At 36.7% G+C, this 22021-nt stretch carries 27 protein-coding genes; 13 read left to right on the top strand and 14 right to left on the bottom strand.

The window, feature by feature from the left end; genetic code table 11:
- Positions 1-28: 28 nt before the first annotated feature.
- Positions 29-547 carry a thioredoxin family protein gene (locus QF042_RS11510; RefSeq protein ID WP_307528409.1) on the bottom strand — a complete coding sequence of 173 codons (519 nt, stop codon included), beginning with the start codon at positions 545-547 and terminating at the stop codon, positions 29-31.
- Between the two features lie 114 nt (positions 548-661).
- Here QF042_RS11510 and QF042_RS11515 point away from each other — a divergent pair, with 114 nt between their 5' ends.
- On the top strand, positions 662-1201 hold the full coding sequence (locus tag QF042_RS11515) for a DUF2892 domain-containing protein (RefSeq protein WP_029280631.1): 540 nt from the start codon (positions 662-664) through the stop codon (positions 1199-1201).
- A gap of 259 nt (positions 1202-1460) precedes the next feature.
- Here the strand turns inward: QF042_RS11515 and QF042_RS11520 are convergent, their stop codons facing one another.
- Positions 1461-1958: a YdeI/OmpD-associated family protein gene (locus QF042_RS11520; protein ID WP_307528414.1), complete on the bottom strand. Its 498-nt coding sequence runs from the start codon at positions 1956-1958 to the stop codon at positions 1461-1463.
- A gap of 176 nt (positions 1959-2134) precedes the next feature.
- On the opposite strand from QF042_RS11520, the gene QF042_RS11525 reads away from it, so the two are divergent.
- Positions 2135-2689 (top strand): pyridoxamine 5'-phosphate oxidase family protein, encoded by a 555-nt coding sequence (locus QF042_RS11525; RefSeq protein WP_307528416.1) that lies wholly within the window; start codon positions 2135-2137, stop codon positions 2687-2689.
- Between the two features lie 71 nt (positions 2690-2760).
- On the opposite strand, the gene QF042_RS11530 is transcribed toward QF042_RS11525, so the two are convergent.
- The 3 genes from QF042_RS11530 to QF042_RS11540 all read right to left on the bottom strand — a co-directional run bounded on the left by QF042_RS11530 (position 2761) and on the right by QF042_RS11540 (position 5424).
- Positions 2761-2973 (bottom strand): hypothetical protein, encoded by a 213-nt coding sequence (locus QF042_RS11530; RefSeq protein ID WP_057934006.1) that lies wholly within the window; start codon positions 2971-2973, stop codon positions 2761-2763.
- Between the two features lie 136 nt (positions 2974-3109).
- The gene (gene lysS, locus QF042_RS11535; RefSeq protein WP_307528419.1) at positions 3110-4819 is read right to left on the bottom strand and encodes a lysine--tRNA ligase; all 1710 of its coding nucleotides are present in this window, start codon (positions 4817-4819) and stop codon (positions 3110-3112) included.
- 278 nt (positions 4820-5097) lie between these two features.
- Positions 5098-5424, bottom strand: a complete 327-nt coding sequence (locus QF042_RS11540) for an MGMT family protein (RefSeq protein WP_307528421.1) — start codon at positions 5422-5424, stop codon at positions 5098-5100.
- Between the two features lie 234 nt (positions 5425-5658).
- On the opposite strand from QF042_RS11540, the gene QF042_RS11545 reads away from it, so the two are divergent.
- Entirely contained in the window at positions 5659-6348 is a 690-nt protein-coding gene (locus QF042_RS11545) for a DUF2461 domain-containing protein (protein WP_307528423.1), read from the top strand.
- Between the two features lie 73 nt (positions 6349-6421).
- On the opposite strand, the gene QF042_RS11550 is transcribed toward QF042_RS11545, so the two are convergent.
- The 4 genes from QF042_RS11550 to QF042_RS11565 form a co-directional block, all read right to left on the bottom strand.
- On the bottom strand, positions 6422-8338 hold the full coding sequence (locus QF042_RS11550) for a long-chain fatty acid--CoA ligase (protein WP_307528425.1): 1917 nt from the start codon (positions 8336-8338) through the stop codon (positions 6422-6424).
- A 308-nt stretch (positions 8339-8646) separates the two neighbouring features.
- Entirely contained in the window at positions 8647-8973 is a 327-nt protein-coding gene (locus tag QF042_RS11555) for an iron-sulfur cluster assembly accessory protein (protein ID WP_025142623.1), read from the bottom strand.
- Between the two features lie 85 nt (positions 8974-9058).
- Positions 9059-9472 carry a Fe-S cluster assembly scaffold IscU gene (gene iscU, locus QF042_RS11560; protein WP_025142622.1) on the bottom strand — a complete coding sequence of 138 codons (414 nt, stop codon included), beginning with the start codon at positions 9470-9472 and terminating at the stop codon, positions 9059-9061.
- Positions 9473-9587: 115 nt separating this feature from the next.
- Positions 9588-10799, bottom strand: coding sequence for an IscS subfamily cysteine desulfurase (locus QF042_RS11565; RefSeq protein WP_307528432.1), 1212 nt, complete (start codon positions 10797-10799; stop codon positions 9588-9590).
- 117 nt (positions 10800-10916) lie between these two features.
- Here QF042_RS11565 and mce point away from each other — a divergent pair, with 117 nt between their 5' ends.
- Entirely contained in the window at positions 10917-11324 is a 408-nt protein-coding gene (gene mce, locus QF042_RS11570) for a methylmalonyl-CoA epimerase (RefSeq protein WP_307528435.1), read from the top strand.
- A 310-nt stretch (positions 11325-11634) separates the two neighbouring features.
- Positions 11635-11919, top strand: a complete 285-nt coding sequence (locus QF042_RS11575; RefSeq protein ID WP_307528436.1) for a hypothetical protein — start codon at positions 11635-11637, stop codon at positions 11917-11919.
- A 12-nt stretch (positions 11920-11931) separates the two neighbouring features.
- Here the strand turns inward: QF042_RS11575 and QF042_RS11580 are convergent, their stop codons facing one another.
- The gene (locus QF042_RS11580; protein WP_307528439.1) at positions 11932-12621 is read right to left on the bottom strand and encodes a hypothetical protein; all 690 of its coding nucleotides are present in this window, start codon (positions 12619-12621) and stop codon (positions 11932-11934) included.
- Positions 12622-12628: 7 nt separating this feature from the next.
- The gene (locus QF042_RS11585) at positions 12629-12796 is read right to left on the bottom strand and encodes a hypothetical protein (protein ID WP_307528440.1); all 168 of its coding nucleotides are present in this window, start codon (positions 12794-12796) and stop codon (positions 12629-12631) included.
- Positions 12797-13175: 379 nt separating this feature from the next.
- Here QF042_RS11585 and QF042_RS11590 point away from each other — a divergent pair, with 379 nt between their 5' ends.
- The 8 genes from QF042_RS11590 to QF042_RS11625 all read left to right on the top strand — a co-directional run bounded on the left by QF042_RS11590 (position 13176) and on the right by QF042_RS11625 (position 19809).
- Positions 13176-13424: a type B 50S ribosomal protein L31 gene (locus tag QF042_RS11590; protein ID WP_025142617.1), complete on the top strand. Its 249-nt coding sequence runs from the start codon at positions 13176-13178 to the stop codon at positions 13422-13424.
- A 73-nt stretch (positions 13425-13497) separates the two neighbouring features.
- Positions 13498-14664, top strand: a complete 1167-nt coding sequence (locus QF042_RS11595; protein WP_307528445.1) for a putative sugar nucleotidyl transferase — start codon at positions 13498-13500, stop codon at positions 14662-14664.
- A gap of 47 nt (positions 14665-14711) precedes the next feature.
- Positions 14712-15473 (top strand): triose-phosphate isomerase, encoded by a 762-nt coding sequence (tpiA, locus tag QF042_RS11600; RefSeq protein ID WP_307528447.1) that lies wholly within the window; start codon positions 14712-14714, stop codon positions 15471-15473.
- On the top strand, positions 15473-16312 hold the full coding sequence (gene prmA / locus QF042_RS11605; RefSeq protein ID WP_307528448.1) for a 50S ribosomal protein L11 methyltransferase: 840 nt from the start codon (positions 15473-15475) through the stop codon (positions 16310-16312). The genes tpiA and prmA overlap by 1 nt, the downstream gene beginning before the upstream one ends.
- Before the next feature lie 146 nt (positions 16313-16458).
- Entirely contained in the window at positions 16459-17811 is a 1353-nt protein-coding gene (murC, locus tag QF042_RS11610) for a UDP-N-acetylmuramate--L-alanine ligase (RefSeq protein ID WP_307528450.1), read from the top strand.
- 144 nt (positions 17812-17955) lie between these two features.
- On the top strand, positions 17956-18276 hold the full coding sequence (locus tag QF042_RS11615) for a helix-turn-helix domain-containing protein (RefSeq protein ID WP_307528452.1): 321 nt from the start codon (positions 17956-17958) through the stop codon (positions 18274-18276).
- Between the two features lie 119 nt (positions 18277-18395).
- Positions 18396-18875 (top strand): Lrp/AsnC family transcriptional regulator, encoded by a 480-nt coding sequence (locus QF042_RS11620; protein WP_307528454.1) that lies wholly within the window; start codon positions 18396-18398, stop codon positions 18873-18875.
- Positions 18876-18879: 4 nt separating this feature from the next.
- Positions 18880-19809: an EamA family transporter gene (locus QF042_RS11625; RefSeq protein ID WP_307528456.1), complete on the top strand. Its 930-nt coding sequence runs from the start codon at positions 18880-18882 to the stop codon at positions 19807-19809.
- A 131-nt stretch (positions 19810-19940) separates the two neighbouring features.
- Here the strand turns inward: QF042_RS11625 and QF042_RS11630 are convergent, their stop codons facing one another.
- The 3 genes from QF042_RS11630 to scpB form a co-directional block, all read right to left on the bottom strand.
- On the bottom strand, positions 19941-21059 hold the full coding sequence (locus QF042_RS11630; protein ID WP_307528457.1) for a GNAT family N-acetyltransferase: 1119 nt from the start codon (positions 21057-21059) through the stop codon (positions 19941-19943).
- A gap of 73 nt (positions 21060-21132) precedes the next feature.
- On the bottom strand, positions 21133-21324 hold the full coding sequence (locus tag QF042_RS11635; protein ID WP_307528459.1) for a hypothetical protein: 192 nt from the start codon (positions 21322-21324) through the stop codon (positions 21133-21135).
- 87 nt (positions 21325-21411) lie between these two features.
- Positions 21412-21978 carry an SMC-Scp complex subunit ScpB gene (gene scpB / locus QF042_RS11640; protein WP_307528461.1) on the bottom strand — a complete coding sequence of 189 codons (567 nt, stop codon included), beginning with the start codon at positions 21976-21978 and terminating at the stop codon, positions 21412-21414.
- Positions 21979-22021 lie beyond the last annotated feature (43 nt).

The following is a 22021-nucleotide window of genomic DNA, read 5'->3' on the forward strand; positions in this document are numbered from 1 at the left end:
ACTATGAACCAAAATTTCCTCAAAAAGTTTAAGATTTTTTCTTATAAATAACTAACAGATCACCTTCGAGTGTTGTTTTAGGTCCCTCTATAATCCGTCCAAGTTCTTTTCCTTTTTTATCAAAAACAATAAAAGTTGGCACCCTTACGATATCTAAGCCATCTATAATGCCGTTTTCAGCTTTTTTATTTCCATCAACCGCAATAATTTCTACATTTTTCTCTTTAAAGTGCAAGGCGTCTAAAATTTTAAGGAAGTTTGGTACGTTTGCTTTGCTGTCGCCACACCAGGTACCTAAAACAATTTTGATTTTTTCGTTCTTAACCAGTTTTTTCAATTCGATCAGTGTTGCCGCATCCGGTATATATGCCGCGTAAAGTGGATCGTACATTTCTTTAAACTCAGGAAAAGCGGTAATGCCCTCACGCGTACAAGCATTAATTAATATGTCTTTATTGTGGACTTGATCGTGGATTTTTTTATTAACTTCTTGTGCAGAAACGTTCATTGCAAGTACGATTAGGGTTATGGATAAGAGGATTTTCATATTTACGAGATGGTTTTTTTGAGCTTTTAAATTTTTAATGAAATTATTGTTTTAAAATCTAATTTCTGCCATTTAAACACGATATTTGCAAAAAAAATAATTAGAATAAAATTTATGCCAAATATTATCAGATTAATTGCGGGGTTTGCTTTACTGGGTGGCGCAGTAGCTTTATTTATTTTCGGCTTTTGGCCTTGGGGTATTGTTGCCATTTTATTAGGAATAATTGTACTGGTAACTTATTTCTTTAACGAGAACATGCTTTTAGCACAATGGTTTCTTAGAAAAGATAACATGCCTAAAGCAAAAATGTTTTTAGATCGGATTACCAATTACGAAACACAGTTGATTAAAGTTCAACATGGTTATTATAACTTATTGATCGGGTTAATTGAAAGCAGAACAGCACCGATGCAGAGTGAGAAGTATTTCAAGAAATCGCTTGCATTAGGCATGCAGATGGATCATAATATTGCTTTGGCGAAATTAAGTTTAGCGGGCATTGCAATGGCTAAGCGTAACAAACGCGAAGCAACCATGTATCTTGCCGAAGCGAAAAAAGCAGATAAAAATAAATTACTGGCCGATCAGATTAAACAAATGAAAGATCAGATGGGCATGATGGACAAGCAACAGCAAGTTCGTTACAGATAGGTTGATCAGATCATATATAGAGCCATTTCAGAAGTTGAGATGGCTTTTTTGTTCAGTCAGATTTTTGTGTACCCATTTTTTGTTTTTGAAAATGAATGGGCAACATTTCTTCGGGGGCTGTAGTCCCGCTTTCCGTTTTTCCCGATTTTACATCGGGATCACTGCAATCGGATTTATGATGAAGGGTTTGCGTCTGGAATACATTACGTAAATAATATAGAAATGTCATCCTGAGCTTGTCGAAGGATCCCTATGGTAGTTATGGTCTATCTCTTCCAATAAATCTTTCCTCACCTAAAAGAAATCTGATCGCTCGTTTAACATTTTTATCTACCGTTGCTTCTGTTTTAAGATTGGCAATATACCGTATAATTTCTTTTTGTAAATAGGGAGCAAGGCTATCGAATACATCTTTAGCTGTTTTATCTTCTGCCAAAGCCTTCACCAGCTTCGGGTGCATAACTATTAAACGTTCGGTTGTGTCAAATTCAATTTCAAAGATTGCAATGTCCCCAACATCTTTGCCTGCTGCTTTTCGCATAGGGGTATTCAGGTACAAACGCCAATCGCCAGCATATTTTACTAAGGTTTGTTTAAACTCATGCCCATCAATTTTCATTGTGATTGGAAGCTGACCTTTATTTTTTCCTGCCTGATGGAATACATAGTTTAATGCTTCCTCTGGTACAAATACAAAGGGATTGATGCCAATAATTTTAATTTCGGCCACAAAAGGTTTCGGTTTTCTGATATCCATTGATTAAAGATATTGCCTTTCATTAAAAATCCATAATCATAGGTCAATAAATCCATTCTCTATGGATGCACTAAACACTCATCGCCAACCGCTACGCGCTCTCCGCCCTCCGCTCTTAGCAAAAAATCAAAACCAAATTCTATTTTCTATTGTAGTTTATATAAAATCTAATACCTATGGCAACATCACAAGAAGGAAGTACTAACCATACTCAGGAAGAAAATAATATTAAAGATTTGGGTGGCAAAGAAGCTATCGAAAAACTCAGGGGCTTAGCCGAAAAGGCCGAAAGCTGTTTTTTCTGTACCAATATTAAAACTGGTATACCCTTATCGGTAAGACCAATGGCCATTCAGCAGGTTGATGATGAAGGGAATATTTGGTTTATGAGTATGAAAGACAGTCATAAAAATGAGGAGATTTCTACTGATCCTTTTACACATCTATTGTTTCAGGCGGGAGCGCATTCAGGTTTTGTAAATATTTATGGAATTTCAGAAATCAGTAGGGATCAGGCTAAAATTGACGAGCTCTGGAGTCCCTTTATTAAAACCTGGTTCCAGGGTGGGAAAGACGATCCGGATATTACCTTGATTAAGGTTATCCCTTCTGAAGGATATTATTGGGACACCAAACATGGCACTGCCGTTGCATTTTTGAAAATGGCAGCCTCAGTTATTACAGGAAAAACAATGGATGATTCTGTAGAGGGAACTTTGGAGGTTGATTAAATTTTTCGTCATGCTGAATTTATTTCAGCATCTTATAGACCCTGAAATAAATTCAGGGTGACGGTCGTATTTTACTTATCCCCTAAATAATCAAATCCCTCTAATTCTTCTCTTTGAGCTCTTTTGCTTAAGATATCTTCTTCTTCGGCTTGTACTCTTGAGAAAAACAAAGCTTCGGCCTGGATTCTTTTTATTAACTGGCGTACCAGGGTTAAATCAAAAGCATCCTTGCTTAATTTAATGCAGTATTCTCTTTCGTTGATTTCTAAACTTGACGTATTCATAGCAATGGTTTTTAATTATCGATTGCTGTAAATATATAAAAGGCTTGCTAAACAATTGTTAGCAAGCCTTTTAAGTTTATGTTATGTTTTTGTTAAAATCAAATCCTTAATCCTCTTTTTCAGGGCTCAGATTTAACTATTTATGTGATAGGAATAAGCCATCATCCGTTTTCGCAACTTTTAAGATTCCTTTTGCTGTTAAAGCTTTTAAGGTTGTATCCCATTTTTTGTTGCTCCAATCGGCTAGTTTTCCTTTTACCTCAGTTAACAGATATTGTTGCCCTTCAGCAATCAACGAATATAATGCTGTTTCTTCCGGAGTCATTTCTATTTTCTTTTTCTCCGGACGCATCTGCGGGAAGAATAAAACTTCCTGGATGGTACTTTGGTTGGTCATTAACATCACGATACGATCGATACCGAAACCCAAACCTGAAGTAGGAGGCATACCGTATTCCAAAGCACGAACAAAATCATCATCCATTGCCATGGCTTCAGCATCGCCACGATCGGCAAGTTTCAATTGATCTTCGAAACGTTCTTTTTGATCAATTGGATCGTTAAGTTCTGAATACGCATTTCCGATTTCTTTACCATTAACAAAAATTTCGAAACGCTCTACCAATCCTGCTGCTGTACGGTGTTTTTTAGCAAGTGGTGTCATTTCGATTGGGTAATCGGTAATGAAAGTAGGCTGGATTAAATTCGCTTCAACCTTTGCACTGAAAATTTCATCTACTAATTTACCACGGCCCATTGTCGAATCGGTTTCGATAGCCAAGGTTGCGCAGGTTTGCAGAAGTTCGTCTTCTGTCATGGCCGACACATCAATCCCGGTATATTTCCGGATTGATTCGTACATGGTTAGTTTTTCGTATGGCCCTTCGAAATTGATATCGTGTTGACCAACTTTAACTACAGCAGAACCATTTGTTGCAACAGCTACTTTTTCTAAACATTCTTCAACCATAGCCATCATCCAGATATAATCTTTATAGGCTACATATATTTCCATTGAAGTATATTCTGGGTTATGCGTACGGTCCATTCCCTCATTACGGAACATTTTACCAAACTCATATACACCATCAAAGCCGGCAACGATCAATCTTTTTAAATATAGTTCATTTGCTATACGCAAATAAAGTGGCATATCTAAGGTATTGTGATGTGTGGCAAAAGGGCGAGCAGCTGCACCACCATGAATAGGCTGAAGGATAGGGGTTTCTACTTCCATCCAACCTTGCTCATCAAAGTAATTACGCATACTGTTAATTACCTTGCTACGTTTGATGAAAATTTGTTTGTAGTCAGGGTTTACTGTTAAATCTACATAACGCATGCGGTAACGCAATTCCGGATTAGTAAATCCATCGTATACATTTCCTTCATCATCACGTTTAACGATTGGTAGCGGACGTAGTGACTTCGAAAGCACCTTAAATTCAGTAACATGTACAGAAATTTCTCCTGTTTGCGTGGTGAATACATATCCTTTAACCCCAATGAAATCGCCGATATCTAAAAGTTTTTTAAATACCGTGTTATATAAGGTTTTATCATCACCAGGACAAAGTTCATCACGCTTTAAGTAGATCTGAATTCTGCCGGAAGAATCCTGTAACTCCGTAAAAGAAGCAGCGCCCATAATATTGCGGCTCATAATTCTACCTGCTAATACTACGGTCTTGTATGCTGTCTTATCTACTTCATAATTAGCTAATATATCTGCCGCATAAGCATTTACTTCATAAGCTTCTGCAGGATATGGCTCAATGCCTAATGCACGTAATTGTTTTAGCGACTCACGTCGTAATATTTCTTGTTCAGATAATCCTATACTCATTTCAGGTATTTTTCGCAAAAAAATAATTTTGCATTTTTTGTTATTGTTAAATTAGTGTGCTTTAATGAAAAAGGAATAATTTGGTGATCAAAATTTTGAATTTTATATTGGAAAAATCCAATTTTCAATACCAATTAGCTATCCATTTAAAACAGATGGTTGCAAAGATAAGAAAGCTATTGTAATTACTAAATGCTTTATTTGATATAAAACCGCATTTAGGATGTTAAAATCCAATGTGATAAAAAATAGATGATCAGAAACTTTACTAGCAGTATTTATTCCATATCAATTAACGGATCCCAGAATACCTTTTTAAGATTTTGAACTTTAAGGTTTTTAATTTCGACGCCTTCGCTTTCGAGTAGTTCCTGCCTTTTAGCTGTAGATGATGGATCGCCACTCAGCAAGCCATTACTACTGATTACCCTATAATAAGGTACCGCAGGCCTTGCGGCCCCACAAGCGCCAATGGCTCTGGCAACCATTCTGGATAAATTAGGCGTACCAATTGCTTTAGCAATTGCGCCGTACGAAGTTACTCTACCTTTGGGTATTTCTCTGGTTAAATCCCAAACCTGTTCAAAAAATAAATCGTGTTTCATCGTTTTTGGCAAATGATATGTAAAGCTATTAAATATATCTCTCTCATAATTAGTCATTCGGAATTTATTTTATTAGCGGCTTTTATATAGTTTCATTGGTCTAATAGCTACTACGTAGGCAGAACCCTTCTCACGCTTTTTAGAATTTCATCGGGTAAATTTATTAAGCGATATGAATTTAGTGTTTTACAGGTGTTATATTTGTTTGGAATGATTTAGCCCATTTAAAAAACGATGCCCGATATAAAACAAATACCACCTTCTAGCTTTGAGTTTTTAAGGTTATTAAAAAATAACAATGAACGTGAGTGGTTCAATGATCATAAAACAGCCTACCAGAAAGAACTGGCTTACATAGAATCTTTTGCTCAGGATTTATTAGACCTTATGAATACCCATGATGTCATTGAAACACCGTCTGGAAAGAAAAGTTTATACCGGATTTATCGTGATACCCGCTTTTCAAGCGATAAAACACCTTACAAAACACATTGGAGCGGAAGTTTTAAACGGGCTGGCAAACAAAGAAGGGGTGGTTACTATTTTCATATCGAACCAGGCAATAGTTTTGTGGCAGGTGGCTTTTTCGGACCTTCTCCCCAGGATTTGAAATTAATAAGGGAAAATATAAGTTTTGATGCCACGCCCTTAAGAGAAATATTAAATGATGAAACTTTTATTTCTTCCTTCGAGACCTTGAAAGGCGAGCAACTGAAAACAGCTCCAAAGGGTTTTGATGGAGATCATGAGGATATCGATTTGCTACGCTATAAACAATTTTTATTAGTTCATCGATTTACCGATCAGGAAGTTTTAAGTAAAGATTACTTAGGATATTGTAATCAGGAATTTAAAAACATGCGACCCTTCGTTGATTATATGAGCGAAATATTAACAACCGATGCAAATGGAATGGAACTATAGTTAATTTTATAATACTGTTGCCAAAAATTAAAGGGGCACGATTACCAGTTTAGTAATGATGCCCCTTTTTTAATTATAATTCGGCTTCGATGCCTTCCTCATACATTTCGTTAATGGCTTCGGCATATTTCTTTTCTACAATACGGCGCTTAACTTTCATTGTAGGGGTGATTTCTCCTTCATCTATATTGAAAGGATTACGCTTGATCTTAAAGTTTTTAATGCGCTCGAATTTTGCCAGTTCATTAGAGATTTTTTTAATATCCTGCTCCATCCAGTCCATAATTTCCTGGTCTCGAATAAAAGGATCAGCCGTTTCAAAAAATGATGGTTTAAGTTTAAAGGTTTCTTCCAATGTCTCTCTGTTCGGGATAATAATTGCTGTAATAAACTCTCGTTTATCTCCGATTAAAAAAAGTTGATCAATTTTTGGGCTTTTCAGGTAAATATTTTCTACCGGCGTAGGGTAAACATTTTTGCCGTAAGCATTTACGATCATATTTTTTAAGCGGTCTGTAATCTGCAGATTACCTTTGTAAAAACGACCGATATCTCCGGTATGGAACCACATGTCTTTATTTATCGCTTCGGCGGTTTCGGCAGGTTTGTTAAAATAACCTTTCATCACACAGTGGCCGCGGACAATAACTTCACCTTCAGCACATTCAAATTCTTCGTTAAAAGTATTATGCGTTTGGATACTGAGCATTTCTTTACTTTCAACATCTTGTATGCCCACTTCAATGCCAGGAATTACACGGCCAACCGTGCCGTAAACCTGTCTGTGATATTCAGTAACCGACATTACCGGCGATGTTTCTGTTAAGCCAAATCCTTCTAATATTTTAATACCTAAATCGCCGAAAAATTCACCCACATTTTTGGGTAGTGCAGCACCTCCCGAAATCATAAACTTTAAACGTCCGCCGGTTTTCTCTTTAATTTTACTGAAAACCAGTTTCTCTGCTATTCCTTTTTTGGCCGATAAAATCAAGCCAGGATTTTTACCAGCCTCTTTTGCTACACGATATTTATTGCCTGTTTCTAGCGCCCAGGTAAATATTTTTGCTTTTGTACCTCCACCTGCAGTTCCTCCTTTTATGGCTTTATCGTGTATCCGTTCTAAAAGGCGCGGAACACAGCTCATCACGGTAGGGCGAACTTCTCCCATATTCTTGGCCAATAACTCTAAACTCTGTGCGAAGGCAATTTTACAGCCTTGGGCACAGCAAACATGATAGGTTGCCGTACGTTCAAATACGTGAGATAGGGGTAAAAAAGAGAGGAAAGTTTCTGTTTGATCAATCACGGGGATCTGTTGTAAACAAACCTCCACATTCTTCACAAAGTTATAATGAGTGAGCATTACGCCTTTTGGGATTCCTGTTGTTCCTGAAGTATAAATTAAAGAGGAAACATCTTCAGATAAAACTAAACTTCTGCATTGATCAATGTCAGCCCTTTCTGCAGCTGTAACCTGATGTTTAAGCGCCAGGATATCAGAAAAGGCAATAACTTCTACATGTACATCATCAGGAACAACAACTTTTTCGAAATCTTTAAAAGCTGGAATAATATATTTTAACTGTTTACAATTAGCTGCTACCTTTAATACTTTACGGTATAGAAAGTTGTTCCCTACAAGAATAGCTTTTATGCCTGAGTCGTTAATAATATAGGCTACTTCTTGTTCAGAAAGCGTAGGGTAAATGGATACGTTAATTACACCAATTTGCTGGATTCCCTGATCATAATATACATATTCAGGAGAATTTTCAATCATTAAGCCTAAACGATCGCCTTTTTTTATTCCTTTTTCCAGGAAAAATGCAGAAACAGCATCAGCTCTTTTTAAAGTATCTTCATAAGAAATTTCAGCCCATTCTGCACCCTGTTTGTGGATTAAAAAGGTTTCCTGAGGCTTGTGAATGTTTTTAACAACATTCCGCAATAAGGTAGGAACAGTTGAAAATTCGTTTATTAATGGCATGCTCGTAATTTGGTTCGCTAATTATAATTAACAATAATAACGCTTTTTGGTTTAAAAATACAAATTGGGGCTAGAGTTTCATTCTTCCCGCAGATTACACAGAAAAGGCACGCAGATTTAAAAGAGATTTTTACTTAGCGATATATGATTCTGTGTTATAGTATTGGAATAAATCTGCTCCATCTGCGAATTTTAGATCTGCGAAAATCTGCGGGAAATAACAATTAAGTATCCTATAAAATGAAAATCTTTTTAAACGAAAAAAGGCTCCATAAAATGAAACCCTTTTCTATAAATTTAAGATCCGATTAAACTGAAAAACTCTCGCCACAGCCACAGCTACGACTGGCATTTGGGTTTATAAAGTTGAAACCTTTTCCATTTAAACCATCAGTAAAATCTAATTCAGTTCCGGCTAGGTAAAGGAAAGATTTCATATCCAAAGCAATTTTAATTCCTCTGTCTTCAAAAAACTGATCGCCTTTTTGTTCTTCGTTATCAAAATCTAAATTGTATGATAAACCCGAGCAACCACCGCCTTTTACCGAAACGCGTAAAAAATAATCAGAACCCATTTCCGAATCCTGCATTAAGTGGGTGATTTTTTCTTTTGCTTTATCTGTTATTGTGATCATAGTATCGGGTATTTAGTATCAAGTATTTAGTTGCAAGTATCAAGACTGTAATAGTTCAATCTAGATACTAAATACTTGATACTTATTAGTGGTGCGATTTTTCTAATACAATTGCCTCTAAGCCATTTTTAACGCGGTAATCGTTAATAGCCGATTTAATTGCATCTTCTGCTAAAACTGAGCAGTGAATTTTTACCGGAGGTAAAGCCAATTCTTCAACAATATCCATGTTGTCGATAGATAAAGCCTCATCAATTGTTTTTCCTTTTAACCATTCTGTAGCTAAAGAAGATGAGGCAATAGCCGAACCGCAACCAAATGTTTTAAATTTAGCATCAGTAATTACGTTATCCTCGCCAACTTCAATCTGTAAACGCATTACGTCGCCACACTCAGGTGCACCAACTAATCCTGTTCCTACAAATTTGCTGTCTTTATTTAATGTACCTACGTTACGTGGGTTATTGTAATGGTCAATTACTTTTTCTGAATATGCCATGATTTCTATTTCTTAAGTCTCCTTTCGGAGATAGTTTTATTTATTAATTATCAGTTGCCAGTTTTCAATTATCAGTTAGCAACTCAAAACTGCGAACTGCCAACTCCAAACTGTCCTAGTGTTCTGCCCACTCAATTTTACTCAAGTCAATTCCTTCTTTAAACATTTCCCAAAGTGGAGAAAGTTCTCTTAAGTGATTAACCGCTTTTTGAGTCACTTCAATAGCCTGATCAATCTCTGCTTCAGTAGTAAACCTTCCTAAACCGTAACGGATAGAAGAGTGTGCTAAATCATCAGATAAACCTAAGCTTTTCAATACGTATGATGGTTCTAAAGATGCTGAAGTACAAGCCGATCCTGAAGATACCGCCAAATCACTCATCGCCATCATTAAACCCTCGCCTTCAACATATTTGAAAGAGATATTGGCTACGTGTGGTAAACGGTGTTGTGTATTACCATTCACATAACTCTCTTCCATTTTGCTCAAAGTACTTTCCAGTTTATCGCGCAAAGCAGCTAAACGAACTGATTCAGTTTCCATTTCTAAGCGGCAAAGTTCGCAAGCTTTACCTAAACCTACAATACCAGGAACGTTCAAGGTACCAGAACGCATTCCACGCTCGTGGCCACCGCCGTCCATTTGTGCAGTAACTTTAACCCTTGGGTTTTTACGGCGAACGTAAAGTACACCAACACCTTTCGGACCATACATTTTATGTGCAGAGAAAGCCATTAAGTCAATACCATCCGCATTTACGTCAACGGGGATTTTACCAACTGCCTGCGTAGCATCAGTCATAAATAAAGCACCATGTTGGTGTGCAATTGCTGCAATTTCTTTAACCGGTTGAATTACACCAATTTCGTTGTTGCCATACATAATCGAAACCAAAATAGTTTCAGGAGTCATAGCAGCTTCTAATTCAGCTAAATCAATTAAACCGTCTTCTTTAACGCCTAAATAAGTTACACGTGCACCGTTTTTCTCCAGGTGTTTGCAAGTATCTAAAACCGCTTTATGTTCAGTAACCGCAGTAATGATGTGGTTACCTTTTTCTTTATACATTTCAAATACACCTTTAATAGCCAGGTTATCGGCTTCAGTAGCACCTGATGTAAAAATAATTTCTTTTTCAGTACAGCCGATTAATTTGGCTACCTGCTCACGGGCATAATCTACACCCTCTTCAGCCACCCAGCCAAACGCGTGATTACGACTTGCGGCATTTCCAAATTTCTCAGTAAAGTAAGGTAGCATTGCTTCCAACACCCTTGGATCTAACGGGGTAGTAGCATTATTATCTAAATATATCGGCTGTTTCATCTCTATTCTGTTAATTATAACACAAAGATACGAAAAAACTTATTTAACAATTATAAATAATAGCTATGACCTTATAGAGAAAAGCTGCATTTTTACATTCACATAACCTTATAATCTATGAATAAGATAGAACACATCGGCATCGCGGTAAAAGACCTTAACAGTTCCATAGATATTTATCAGAAACTATTGAACACCGATTGCTATAAAACAGAACAAGTTGCATCCGAATCAGTAAATACAGCGTTCTTTAAAACGGGCGAAAATAAGGTAGAGCTTCTTCAGGCTACTGCTCCAGATAGTGCAATTGCTAAATTTATCGAAAAAAAGGGAGAGGGGATTCATCATGTCGCTTTTCTGGTTGATGATATCCTTGCCGAAATGGAGCGTTTGCACAAAGAAGGATTCGTGTTGCTTAGCGAGTCGCCAAAAAAAGGAGCGGATAATAAAATGGTGTGTTTTGTACATCCAAAAGATACCAATGGCGTGCTAATTGAGATCTGTCAGGAAATTAAATGGATATAAGAGATGAAGTGGAGGATGGAGTTTAGTTTTCGATACCGTCATCCTCGCGCATGCGGGGATCTTAAAGCGGTTAATAACTTCATTATAATTTTGAAAACGTAGGGTTTCGTATTTCATAGCATCTGCAGTCCTGCTAACCGCTATAGTCCCGATGAAGAATCGGGAGCTGCCGCTTTTATCAGGTTTATTTAATTTTGGCCTGTGGTTCTTCGGATAATGCAAATTGCCTAAACCCAATATTAATAAACTCTGATCTTAAAATCTTATCATCCTGAAAATCCTGTTCCCTGTATCTTAAAAGTCCTAATCCATGTCATTAATTAGTATCATCAGCAAAGATTTCGATATACCAGGTGATCTTTCCGAAAGTCAATTACGTGATGCAATGGTTGATGCCTTTGCTTATTTAATTGATAACGATTTTTCCAAACTGATCCATATCTTGTATAAGGCTGATGTAGATCAATATAAATTAAAGGAACTACTAGAGACGGTTGAAGGTTCGAGCTCGGCCGAAGTAATTGCCGATGCCTATATTGCCCGTCAGAAGGCCAAAATAGAAACCTGGAACAAATACGGTAGGAAAAAGGATTAAATTTTAGAAAGTTTATTCTTGCGCCGGATTAAAGCGGTTGTACATATCCATATCAAAAAACGAAATGGAATTAATCTTATCCGCTTTTAGTACGAGGTCGGTTTTTAATTCATCGGTATTCGCTACAGAGCCATCTTCAATATAACTGGCATAAACTGTTAAATATTGGGTGGTAAAAACCAGTTCTTTATCGTCAGCCTTGCGGTAGCCGCTAAATGCAGGGGTAATGCGGATATAGGTTGTGGTAAACGGTTTTGGTAATTCTTTTACCCATCCAATGTAGAATTTTCCACTATCCATGGTAAACTGTAAAAGGTGAGCGTCGAAAAAAGACGAACTCAATAAAAGTTCAAATTCATTTCCCGATGTAGATATTGCTCTTTTAATGGCTTTAAGCCTGTTGATAAAGAGGTTTGCGGTTTCTGTCGCAGCTACGGCAACAAATAACGACATGCTGGTTGTTCCGAAATAAGGCGTGTGGATGGGCAGTAATTTGCTTAATTGCTCAACCGTTTCAGGAGAAATGGCGATGAATAATGCTCTTAATAAAAAGCATACACCTAAAAGCAGTATGCCTGCAAAAGCAGAATTTAACAATACACGTTGGTTTTCTAAACGATATTGTACGTATCTAAGGTATCTGAACCTAATAAGAATATAGTAGCCGCCTACAAGAGGAAATAAGAGCAGGTTAAAAGGCATCTATATACTATTTCTTGCTTTTGTCCTTTTCTATTTTTTTGAAAATACTCGATTCCATTAAAGCACCCACCATTTGTCTGATCCTTGGCTGTGCAAAGAAATCGGGGCTTTTAATGTAGAGCTTTCCGCTACTGCTAGAATGGATAATCCCATCGAACTCGCTGTCTTTTCTCATATATCAAATTTACATATATTTTTTAAATATCTGAAAAACAATATTAAACTCAAAAAAGTTTAGGTTTGTTGCTGTTATAGGTAAGTGAATAATCGTTTTACAATAAACATCGCTTAAATCAGTTTTAGTAAAACAGATGCCTGAAAATCTTATAATTTAAAATTTCAATTTAGGCTTGTAAATCAAAAATAAAATTAAGATATTTGCATCCTCTAAAATAGAGGTAGAAAGACTAATAGGAAATATCATAAGCGTTGTTGCCAGCAAATTGCAAAAATGTTCTTGATGCTTTCACACAAATAACTAAAAATAATATTCAAATGAAACCATCGAAGCATTAGCGAGATAGCTTCATCACAATTAAAAGAAAAAAAACACGATGAAAAAAGATTTGCACCCAACAAGCTACAGACCAGTTGTTTTTAAAGACATGTCTAACGAATATGCTTTCTTAACAAAATCTTGCGTAGATACTAAAGAAACAATTAAATGGGAAGATGGTAACGAGTATCCTCTTTATAAATTAGAGATTTCTCACACTTCACACCCTTTTTATACTGGTAAAATGAAATTGGTTGATACAGCAGGACGTATCGATAAATTCAAAAACCGTTACGCTAAGAAATAATTTTAGCAACAAAAAAGCATTTTTTGAAGTCCCTTTGCCAAAAGCATCGGGACTTTTTTTATTTTTGCTGCTTATGACAATCAATCTATTTGATGATTCTTGCTGGGCGTCCTTGCGTCCACTTACGTTTACCAGGCCTGTGGCCGATTTACGCATTGGTATTTTAACCATTGCCGAGAAATGGGCAAAACATTTAAAAGCCGATTTCGGTTTTCAAACTCAAGATTACCTCTCTGTAAAATTTGCGCCTAAACCCAATGCCGATTTGTTTATAAACGGATCTGTTTGTCCGGATGAAGCTTTACTTAATGCCCTAACCGGGCTTAAAGCAGGCGAGGTACTTTATAAAAGAGATGTCGTTATCGCATATATAGCAGATCAGCATGATTTAGAATCAGTTAAATCATTACGACCGGTTGAATATAAAGGTGATTTTATCCAGATTGTTTATCCAGAACATATTTTCGGAAATAATCCGGGTGAAATCAGAAAAGATTTTAAATTGTTAACCGAAGGACGTACCTCTGCAAAGATAAGTGGTACCAACCAATTGCTTGGTGATGATGTTTTTTTCGAAGAAGGTGCTCAAGCCGAATGTAGTGTGTTAAATAGTACTTACGGACCTATCTACATCGGTAAAGATGCTGAAGTTTGGGAAGGTAGTTTGATCAGAGGATCTTTTGCTCTTTGCGAGAATTCATCAATAAAAATGGGTGCTAAAATTTATTCGGGTACTACAATCGGCCCGAATAGCCGTGCTGGAGGAGAAATTAACAATTCGGTAATTTGGGGCAATTCGGCTAAAGGTCACGAAGGGTATTTGGGTAATTCGGTAATGGGTGAGTGGTGTAATATTGGAGCCGATACCAATAATTCGAATTTAAAAAACAATTACGCCGAAGTAAAACTTTACGATTACGAAAGTCAAAAAATGCGTAATACCAATCTGCAATTCTGTGGTTTAATTATGGCCGATCACTCCAAAAGCGGTATCAATACGATGTTTAATACTGGTAGTATAGTTGGTGTTGGAGCTAATGTTTTTGGTGCAGGCTTCCCACCCAATCATATACCCGATTTTAGCTGGGGAGGTGCCAGTGGCTTCGATACCTATAAATTGAATAAAATGTTCGAAACAACCGAAAAGGTATTTGCACGGAAAAATATAGCTTTTGATGAAGTAGAAAAGGATATTATTACTAAAGTATTTGAATTAACTGAATCGTATAGACGATTTTAATATAAAACCTGATCTGAAAAGATCAACCAAGCATTAAATAATACAAAATGAGAAAAAAGATTGTTGCCGGTAACTGGAAAATGAACTTAGATTATAACGAAGGTGTTTCGTTGTTCAGCGAAATCGTAAATATGGTTAAAGATGAGCGCAAAGGCGATCAGCTGGCTATTATTTGCTCACCGTTTATTCATTTAAACAGCTTGGCAAAATTGGGTGGTGACGATGTTAAAATTGGCGCTCAAAATATTAGTGATAAAGAAAGTGGTGCATATACAGGCGAAACTTCAGCTAAAATGGTGAAATCTGTTGGTGCAGAATACGTTATTTTGGGTCACTCAGAGCGCAGGCAATATTTCGCTGAAAGTGATGCTTTGTTAGCTGAAAAAACTAAAGTTGCTTTGGCAAATGGTTTAACGCCAATTTTCTGTATTGGCGAAACTTTAGACGAGCGTAACAACGGCAGTTATTATGAAGTGTTAAAAAAACAATTGGTAGAAGGTATTTTTAGTTTAACTGAAGAAGACTTTAAGAAATTGGTTATTGCTTACGAGCCAGTTTGGGCTATCGGTACAGGTTTAACCGCTTCTCCAGAGCAAGCGCAAGATATTCATGCTTTTATCCGCAGTGAAATTCAAGCTAACTATGGTTTTAATGTGGCTGATGATACAACCATTTTATATGGCGGTAGCTGTAATCCAGGCAACGCTGCAAGTTTATTTTCTCAAAACGATATTGATGGCGGTCTAATTGGTGGTGCATCATTAAAATCGCGCGATTTTACAGATATTATTAAAGCATTAAATAGCTAATGCAATACATAAAAGCAATATTTACATTCAAAAGTATCGAAGACTATCAACAGGATCTGCTTATCAGCGATCTTGCCGATTTAGGTTTCGATACTTTCGAAGATAGTGAGGGCGGTTTTACGGCTTTCGTAATCAAGGATAATTTTAATGAGCAGGAATTAAAAGAGCTCCTGGCGAATTATAGTGAAGAATTTGCAACAACGTATACTTTAGAAGATGTTGCCGACGAAAACTGGAATGCCGAATGGGAAAAGAATTTTAGTCCGCTAATTATTGATGATGTGTGTTATGTGAGGGCAACCTTTCATGAACCACAGCCATCATATCCTTATGAGATTGTAATCGATCCTAAAATGGCTTTTGGTACTGGTCACCACCAAACTACTACAATGATGATGCAGTATATTTTAGCTGCCGATTTAAAGGACAAAAACATCCTCGATATGGGCTGCGGCACAGGTATCCTGGCTATTCTGGCTGCAAAACTAGGCGCTAAAAGTTTAATGGCTATCGATTATGATGATATCTGTTACGAAAGTACCATAGAAAATGCTGCCCTTAACCAGGTAGATAATTTAAAGGCACTTTGCGGGAGTAAAGAGGTGATTCCTAACGAAGAATATGATGTTATTTTTGCCAATATTAATAGAAATATCCTTTTAGATCAGATTCACCGTTATGCTGAAGTATTGAAAGCTGGGGGTAAAATTTTCTTCAGTGGATTTTATTTAGATCCTGATTTAGGAATGATTACCGCTGAATGTGCTAAATATGGCATCAAATACGTTGATCATAAACAAAATGGCGATTGGGTTGCGACCCAGTTTGAGAAAAAATAAGGATTGAATTTTGAATGTGTGAATGATAGAATAATTGAAATGAGTGAGTTTATTGGCTTATAATCATTTATACCAAGTCTCATTTCCTAATTCATTAATTCCCCATTCAATCATTCTCTAATTCAATCACTCAATAATTAATTTACATGCGCATACATTTTATTGCGATTGGTGGAAGTGCAATGCACAACCTGGCTATCGCCTTACATAAAAAAGGTTATCAGATTTCAGGCTCTGATGATGTGATTTTTGAACCTGCAAAATCCCGTTTAGATAAATATGGCCTGTTGCCTGCTGAAATGGGCTGGGATGAAAATCGCATTTCAAACGATTTAGATGCTGTAATTTTAGGCATGCATGCCCGGATCGATAATCCTGAATTGTTGAAAGCTCAAGAATTAGGTGTTAAAATCTATTCTTATCCTGAATACATTTACGAGCAAAGTAAAAATAAATTACGCGTAGTGATTGGTGGTAGTCATGGTAAAACAACGATTACCAGCATGATTTTGCATGTGCTGAATTACTATAAACGCGATTTCGATTATCTGGTTGGTGCACAGCTGGCTGGTTTCGAAACCATGGTGAAAGTTACGGAAGAAGCACCGGTAATAATTATAGAAGGAGATGAGTATTTGTCTTCTCCAATTGATAGGAGACCTAAATTTCATCTTTACAAGGCAAATGTTGCAGTAATTAGTGGCATTGCCTGGGATCACATCAATGTTTTTCCAACCTATGCCGATTATACTTTGCAGTTCGATAAGTTTATTGATACCATTGAATCTAACGGTATTTTAATTTATTGCAAGGCAGATGCTGATTTAAATGAAATCGTAACGCAGTCAAAAGCGAATGTTTCAAAGATTGCTTATGCTATTCCAGCACATGAAATTAGAAATGGAATTACTTATTTGCTTCCAGAAGAAACGGCTTTAAAAATATTCGGCGATCATAATCTGATGAATTTGAATGCAGCCAAATTGGTGTGCAAACAGTTAGATATTAGTGAAAAAGAATTTGATATAGCCATCTCTTCATTTACAGGAGCAGCTAAACGTTTAGAAGTAATATCAGCTGATGAATCTACAAACGTTTATAAAGATTTTGCGCATTCCCCGTCAAAACTGAAAGCCACTATCGATGCGGTTAAAGGACAGTTTGCCAACCGAAAACTGGTTGCTTGTATCGAATTGCATACTTTTAGCAGTTTGAACAAAGATTTCCTGAAAGAATATACAGGCGCTATGGATAAAGCCGATGAGGCAATTGTATTTATCGACATTAAATCTTTCGAACAAAAACGGATGGAACCTTTTTCAGAAGACGATGTTCAGCAGGCTTTTGCCAATCCAAAACTGAAGTTTTTTAATGATGCGGCAAAGCTGAAAGCTTATTTGTTGAGCTTAAATTACAAAGATGCCAATTTGTTGATGATGAGCTCTGGTAATTACGCAGGTTTCGATTTGCCTGAACTGGCGGCTTCTTTAGAGAAGTGAGACAGTAAAAGAGATTTGAGATGCTAGAAGTGAGATTTGAGAGGGATTCGCTCTCTGAAATCTTACCTTTCAGATCTCATATCTCAAATCGCATGTTTCAAATCTCTTAATGTCTCATATCTAGTATCTCATATCTAAAAAACTATGAAAAGCATCGGAGATCACATTAAGCAAAGCAGGCTGGCCTTAGGTTTAAGTCAAGCTGATGCGGCTAAAAAACTTAATATTTCTACTCCGGCTTTTTGTAAAATCGAGACAGGTCAAACCGATCTCAACATCTCCCGTTTACTGCAGATTTCCAAAACGTTTAAGGTTTCGGTAACAGAGCTGATCACTGGGCAATCAGCAACATCAGACTCGTCAGAAGACCTCATTGCGCTTAAAAAAGAACTGATCGAAAAGGAAGAAGAAATTAATAAACTCCGTAAAAAGGTTATCGATCTGTATGATAAGCTTGGAATATAAAATGCGGTTTATCTATTGTTTAGCCGACTAATTGTCATTATAAAAATATATTAAAGAATAAAGTTCATTTTTATTTAAAATAAATTGAATTTTATTCTAAATATTTATATTTTTATAGAATGGTAATCGAAAATAATATTAGCCTTGATCATATCGATCTGGCTATACTCAGACTTATGCAGGATAATGCCCGGATCTCGAATGTAGATTTAGCAAAGGCATTAGATCTGGTTCCCTCGGCTGTGTTGGAGCGGGTAAAAAAACTGGAAAAGAAAAATATAATTACCGGGTATAACGCCAAAATAAACCCCATTGCACTCGATTTAAAATTATTGGCTTTTATCTCGATGAAATCGTCTCAAAGTTTTAGCTGCAACGATACTGCAAATGAACTGGCAAAGATCCCTGATGTGCAGGAAGTGCACGTAATTGCAGGAGATGATTGTTTCCTGATTAAAGTGCGTACAGCAGATTCTGCCTCGCTAATGGCTTTACTGCGGGATGAATTTAGTAAGATTCCTAATATTCTATCGGTAAAAACCACGATTGTATTGGAGACAGTTAAAGAGCAACAAAAATTAGTAATCCCTGAAAAATAAGCATATGGCAAATTCAAATAAAACAGCATCTCCGGTAATGGTTTACCTGGCTTTCGCTATTGTATATATCGTTTGGGGTTCAACCTACTTTTTCATTCAAAAGGCCCTGGTCGGGTTTCCACCATTTATTTTAGGCGCATTCCGTTTTTCTGTTGCAGGTATTTTGATGTTAACTTGGTGTAAGGTTAAAGGAGAGGAGATTTTTAACCTAAAAACAATGAAAATTGCAGCAATAAGCGGCATTTTAATGTTAGGCTTAGGTAACGGAATCGTAATCTGGGTAGAGCAGTTTATCCCCAGCGGTTTAGTGGCTATAATGGTGGCCTCGGCAGCAATATGGTTCGTTATTTTAGATAAATCGCATTGGAAAGAAAATCTGAGTAACAAATATGTTGTGTCGGGTTTAGTGATTGGCTTTTTAGGTGTTGTGCTCTTATTTGGCGACCAGATCATGCAGGCGCTGGATAAACCGCAAAGCAATTTGCAAATTATAGGTATGGTATTACTCGTTTTTGGTCCAATAGCATGGGCTGGAGGATCACTTTATTCGAAATATCATCCCACTACAGGTAGCTCGGTTTCTGTAAACACAGGGTGGCAGATGTTGATGGCTAGTATAGCTTTTTTACCCGGAGGATTTTTCAAATCTGAGTTTAAATTGCTCGATTGGGGGAATATACCGCTTGATGCCTGGTTATCGATTATTTACCTTATTCTGTTTGGCTCAATTGCAGCATTTAGTGCTTATGTGTGGCTGCTTAAAGTACGTCCGGCTACGCAAGTGAGTACCTATGCTTATGTAAATCCGGTAGTCGCTGTTTTGCTAAGTTTAACTTTTACCAATGAAGTAATCGGACTTACGCAAGTAATCGGACTGGTGATTATTTTGGGAAGTGTGCTTTTAATTAACTTACCAAAATATAAAAATGCGTAGATTATTATAGTGGAATCGTCATTTCGACTGTAGTGCAACGGAATGGAGAAATCTTTAAGCACTATTAAAGATTTCTCCATTTCGCCACTGATGAAAAATTAGTAAGCTACAGTCGAAATGACGTTAAATAACTAAAATATCTTCCGCATAGTAAGGTGCTTTTTGCCAAACGTTGCACCTGTGGCCTTATGGATAGCGATCATTTGTTCATTAAAATCGCCTACCCAACTTAATTCGAGTTCTTTGTACTGGTTTTTAGGCAATACATATTCGCCTAAACGGATAAAAAGAACCGATTCTAAGCCGTGTTTTTGGAATTTAGGTTTAGTACCCATCACAATTGCCCTCATGCGGGTAACGCCTACCCAACGGCGGTAAGCAAACTTTAATTTTTCAATTAAACCAAGTTTCCCATCAAAGCCTTTAATCATTTGGTTAGCATCAGGGATTAACACCACAAAGGATGCTGGTTCGCCATTAAAGTATGCAAACTGGATCAGGTGTTCATCCATAATAGGTTCCATACTTTTAAAACTCTCTTCCAGGGTTTCTTTTTTTATAGGAACAAAGTTTTCAAAATCCTGCCAGCCATCATTGTATATTTCCATTAAATCAGTAATATATTTGCTGGAATTGGCTTTGCTGAAATATTCAAAAGTATAACCCGGTTTATTTCTTACCCAGTTGGCAATTTTTGTAAAGCGTTCAGGAAAAGGAATAGTAAGGTTAATGTGATTGGTTAATTGCTCATATTCGGTAACAAAACCATATTTTTCGAAAAATTTCTGATAGTATGGAAAGTTGTAGTTCATGCCAAAAGAAGGAGGGGTGAAGCCTTCAACCAATAGACCCCAGAAGCTATCGTTTTCGCCAAAATTAATTGGACCGTCCATCGCTTTCATTCCGTTTTCGGTTAACCAGTTTTTAGCCGTATCGAATAAAAGAAAGGCAGCTTTTTCATCATCAATACATTCAAAAAAACCCATACCACCTGTTGGTTGATCATAGTGGTACGCTTTTTTCTCATTGATAAAAGCTGCTACACGGCCAATCAGTTTTCCTGCATCGTCTTTTAAAACCCAGCGTGTACATTTTCCATGCGCAAAAAAGGTGTTTTTTTCGGGATTAAAAACATTTTCAACTTCACTATCCAACGGACAGATCCAGTTTTTGTCGTTTTTATATAGAATTTTGGGTGTGTCTAGAAAGTCTTTTTTTAATGATGAATTGCTTACTGATATAACTTGCATGGGCAGATTTTAAAATTAAAAAGCATCCTACCAAGCGGGCGGATGCTTTTTCAAATATATATTTTTTCAAATATTAATAGTCTTCGTCGTCATCGTCGAAATTATCGAAGTTGTCAAGATCATCTAATGGGATATCAAAATCATCATCGTCATCATCTAGCGGCTTCTTTTTTGTTGTTAGAATATCGTCATCTTCAAGATCATCATCTTCGTCTACCTGTTTCTTGGTAGTCGGCTTAGTTGGGAGTTTCTTTGGCGCTTTCATAACACAAAAATAAAAATTGCTTTTATAGTTTAAAAATACAAAAAAACTTTTTTTAATAACAATCTGGAAGCAAAGAAATTAATTTATTTATTCCACATTTTCTCCTACAGTATTTTCCTCCTTTACAATATCTTTTAATTGAGGAAGTTGGTTTAGGTTATTTAAGCCAAAATAATCCATAAATAATGTGCTGGTGCTATACAGAATAGGCCGGCCGGGAGTTTCTGCTTTTCCGTCGATACTGATTAGCTCTTTTTCCAACAGGCGTTGCACTGAATAATCCGAATTTACACCTCTTATCTGTTCAATTTCTAATTTAGTAATGGGCTGGCGGTAGGCAATAATTGCCAGCGTTTCCATAGCGGCCTGACTTAGCTTTTTCTTCGAGCGATGTAACTGAAGTTGGTTAACCGTTTCATGGTAATCTTTTTTAGTGAGAAACTGATAACCATTGTTTAAGAATACCAATTCGATGGCAAAATCATCATGGCTATATTTTTCCTTTATCTGTTCTATGCTTTCGAATACTTGTGCTTCGGTAAATTCTTCATTGAAAACAGCATTTAGGGCAAGTATAATTTCTTGTGTACCTATGCTTTGGCTGGAAGAAAATACAAGGGCTTCAATGTGCCTGGTGATGTTGTGATTGGGCATATACAAAAATAGAATTTTTGGGCATAAAAAAAGCGGTCTCGCT

This window comes from Pedobacter sp. W3I1 (assembly GCF_030816015.1).
In the GTDB taxonomy this organism is placed as follows: domain Bacteria; phylum Bacteroidota; class Bacteroidia; order Sphingobacteriales; family Sphingobacteriaceae; genus Pedobacter.

Bases quoted from the DNA above. Each gene is read 5' to 3' on its own strand.
- QF042_RS11510 (WP_307528409.1), bottom strand. From the start codon at position 547: ATGAAAATCCTCTTATCCATAACCCTAATCGTACTTGCAATGAACGTT.
- QF042_RS11515 (WP_029280631.1), top strand. From the start codon at position 662: ATGCCAAATATTATCAGATTAATTGCGGGGTTTGCTTTACTGGGTGGC.
- QF042_RS11520 (WP_307528414.1), bottom strand. From the start codon at position 1,958: ATGGATATCAGAAAACCGAAACCTTTTGTGGCCGAAATTAAAATTATT.
- QF042_RS11525 (WP_307528416.1), top strand. From the start codon at position 2,135: ATGGCAACATCACAAGAAGGAAGTACTAACCATACTCAGGAAGAAAAT.
- QF042_RS11530 (WP_057934006.1), bottom strand. From the start codon at position 2,973: ATGAATACGTCAAGTTTAGAAATCAACGAAAGAGAATACTGCATTAAA.
- lysS (WP_307528419.1), bottom strand. From the start codon at position 4,819: ATGAGTATAGGATTATCTGAACAAGAAATATTACGACGTGAGTCGCTA.
- QF042_RS11540 (WP_307528421.1), bottom strand. From the start codon at position 5,424: ATGAAACACGATTTATTTTTTGAACAGGTTTGGGATTTAACCAGAGAA.
- QF042_RS11545 (WP_307528423.1), top strand. From the start codon at position 5,659: ATGCCCGATATAAAACAAATACCACCTTCTAGCTTTGAGTTTTTAAGG.
- QF042_RS11550 (WP_307528425.1), bottom strand. From the start codon at position 8,338: ATGCCATTAATAAACGAATTTTCAACTGTTCCTACCTTATTGCGGAAT.
- QF042_RS11555 (WP_025142623.1), bottom strand. From the start codon at position 8,973: ATGATCACAATAACAGATAAAGCAAAAGAAAAAATCACCCACTTAATG.
- iscU (WP_025142622.1), bottom strand. From the start codon at position 9,472: ATGGCATATTCAGAAAAAGTAATTGACCATTACAATAACCCACGTAAC.
- QF042_RS11565 (WP_307528432.1), bottom strand. From the start codon at position 10,799: ATGAAACAGCCGATATATTTAGATAATAATGCTACTACCCCGTTAGAT.
- mce (WP_307528435.1), top strand. From the start codon at position 10,917: ATGAATAAGATAGAACACATCGGCATCGCGGTAAAAGACCTTAACAGT.
- QF042_RS11575 (WP_307528436.1), top strand. From the start codon at position 11,635: ATGTCATTAATTAGTATCATCAGCAAAGATTTCGATATACCAGGTGAT.
- QF042_RS11580 (WP_307528439.1), bottom strand. From the start codon at position 12,621: ATGCCTTTTAACCTGCTCTTATTTCCTCTTGTAGGCGGCTACTATATT.
- QF042_RS11585 (WP_307528440.1), bottom strand. From the start codon at position 12,796: ATGAGAAAAGACAGCGAGTTCGATGGGATTATCCATTCTAGCAGTAGC.
- QF042_RS11590 (WP_025142617.1), top strand. From the start codon at position 13,176: ATGAAAAAAGATTTGCACCCAACAAGCTACAGACCAGTTGTTTTTAAA.
- QF042_RS11595 (WP_307528445.1), top strand. From the start codon at position 13,498: ATGACAATCAATCTATTTGATGATTCTTGCTGGGCGTCCTTGCGTCCA.
- tpiA (WP_307528447.1), top strand. From the start codon at position 14,712: ATGAGAAAAAAGATTGTTGCCGGTAACTGGAAAATGAACTTAGATTAT.
- prmA (WP_307528448.1), top strand. From the start codon at position 15,473: ATGCAATACATAAAAGCAATATTTACATTCAAAAGTATCGAAGACTAT.
- murC (WP_307528450.1), top strand. From the start codon at position 16,459: ATGCGCATACATTTTATTGCGATTGGTGGAAGTGCAATGCACAACCTG.
- QF042_RS11615 (WP_307528452.1), top strand. From the start codon at position 17,956: ATGAAAAGCATCGGAGATCACATTAAGCAAAGCAGGCTGGCCTTAGGT.
- QF042_RS11620 (WP_307528454.1), top strand. From the start codon at position 18,396: ATGGTAATCGAAAATAATATTAGCCTTGATCATATCGATCTGGCTATA.
- QF042_RS11625 (WP_307528456.1), top strand. From the start codon at position 18,880: ATGGCAAATTCAAATAAAACAGCATCTCCGGTAATGGTTTACCTGGCT.
- QF042_RS11630 (WP_307528457.1), bottom strand. From the start codon at position 21,059: ATGCAAGTTATATCAGTAAGCAATTCATCATTAAAAAAAGACTTTCTA.
- QF042_RS11635 (WP_307528459.1), bottom strand. From the start codon at position 21,324: ATGAAAGCGCCAAAGAAACTCCCAACTAAGCCGACTACCAAGAAACAG.
- scpB (WP_307528461.1), bottom strand. From the start codon at position 21,978: ATGCCCAATCACAACATCACCAGGCACATTGAAGCCCTTGTATTTTCT.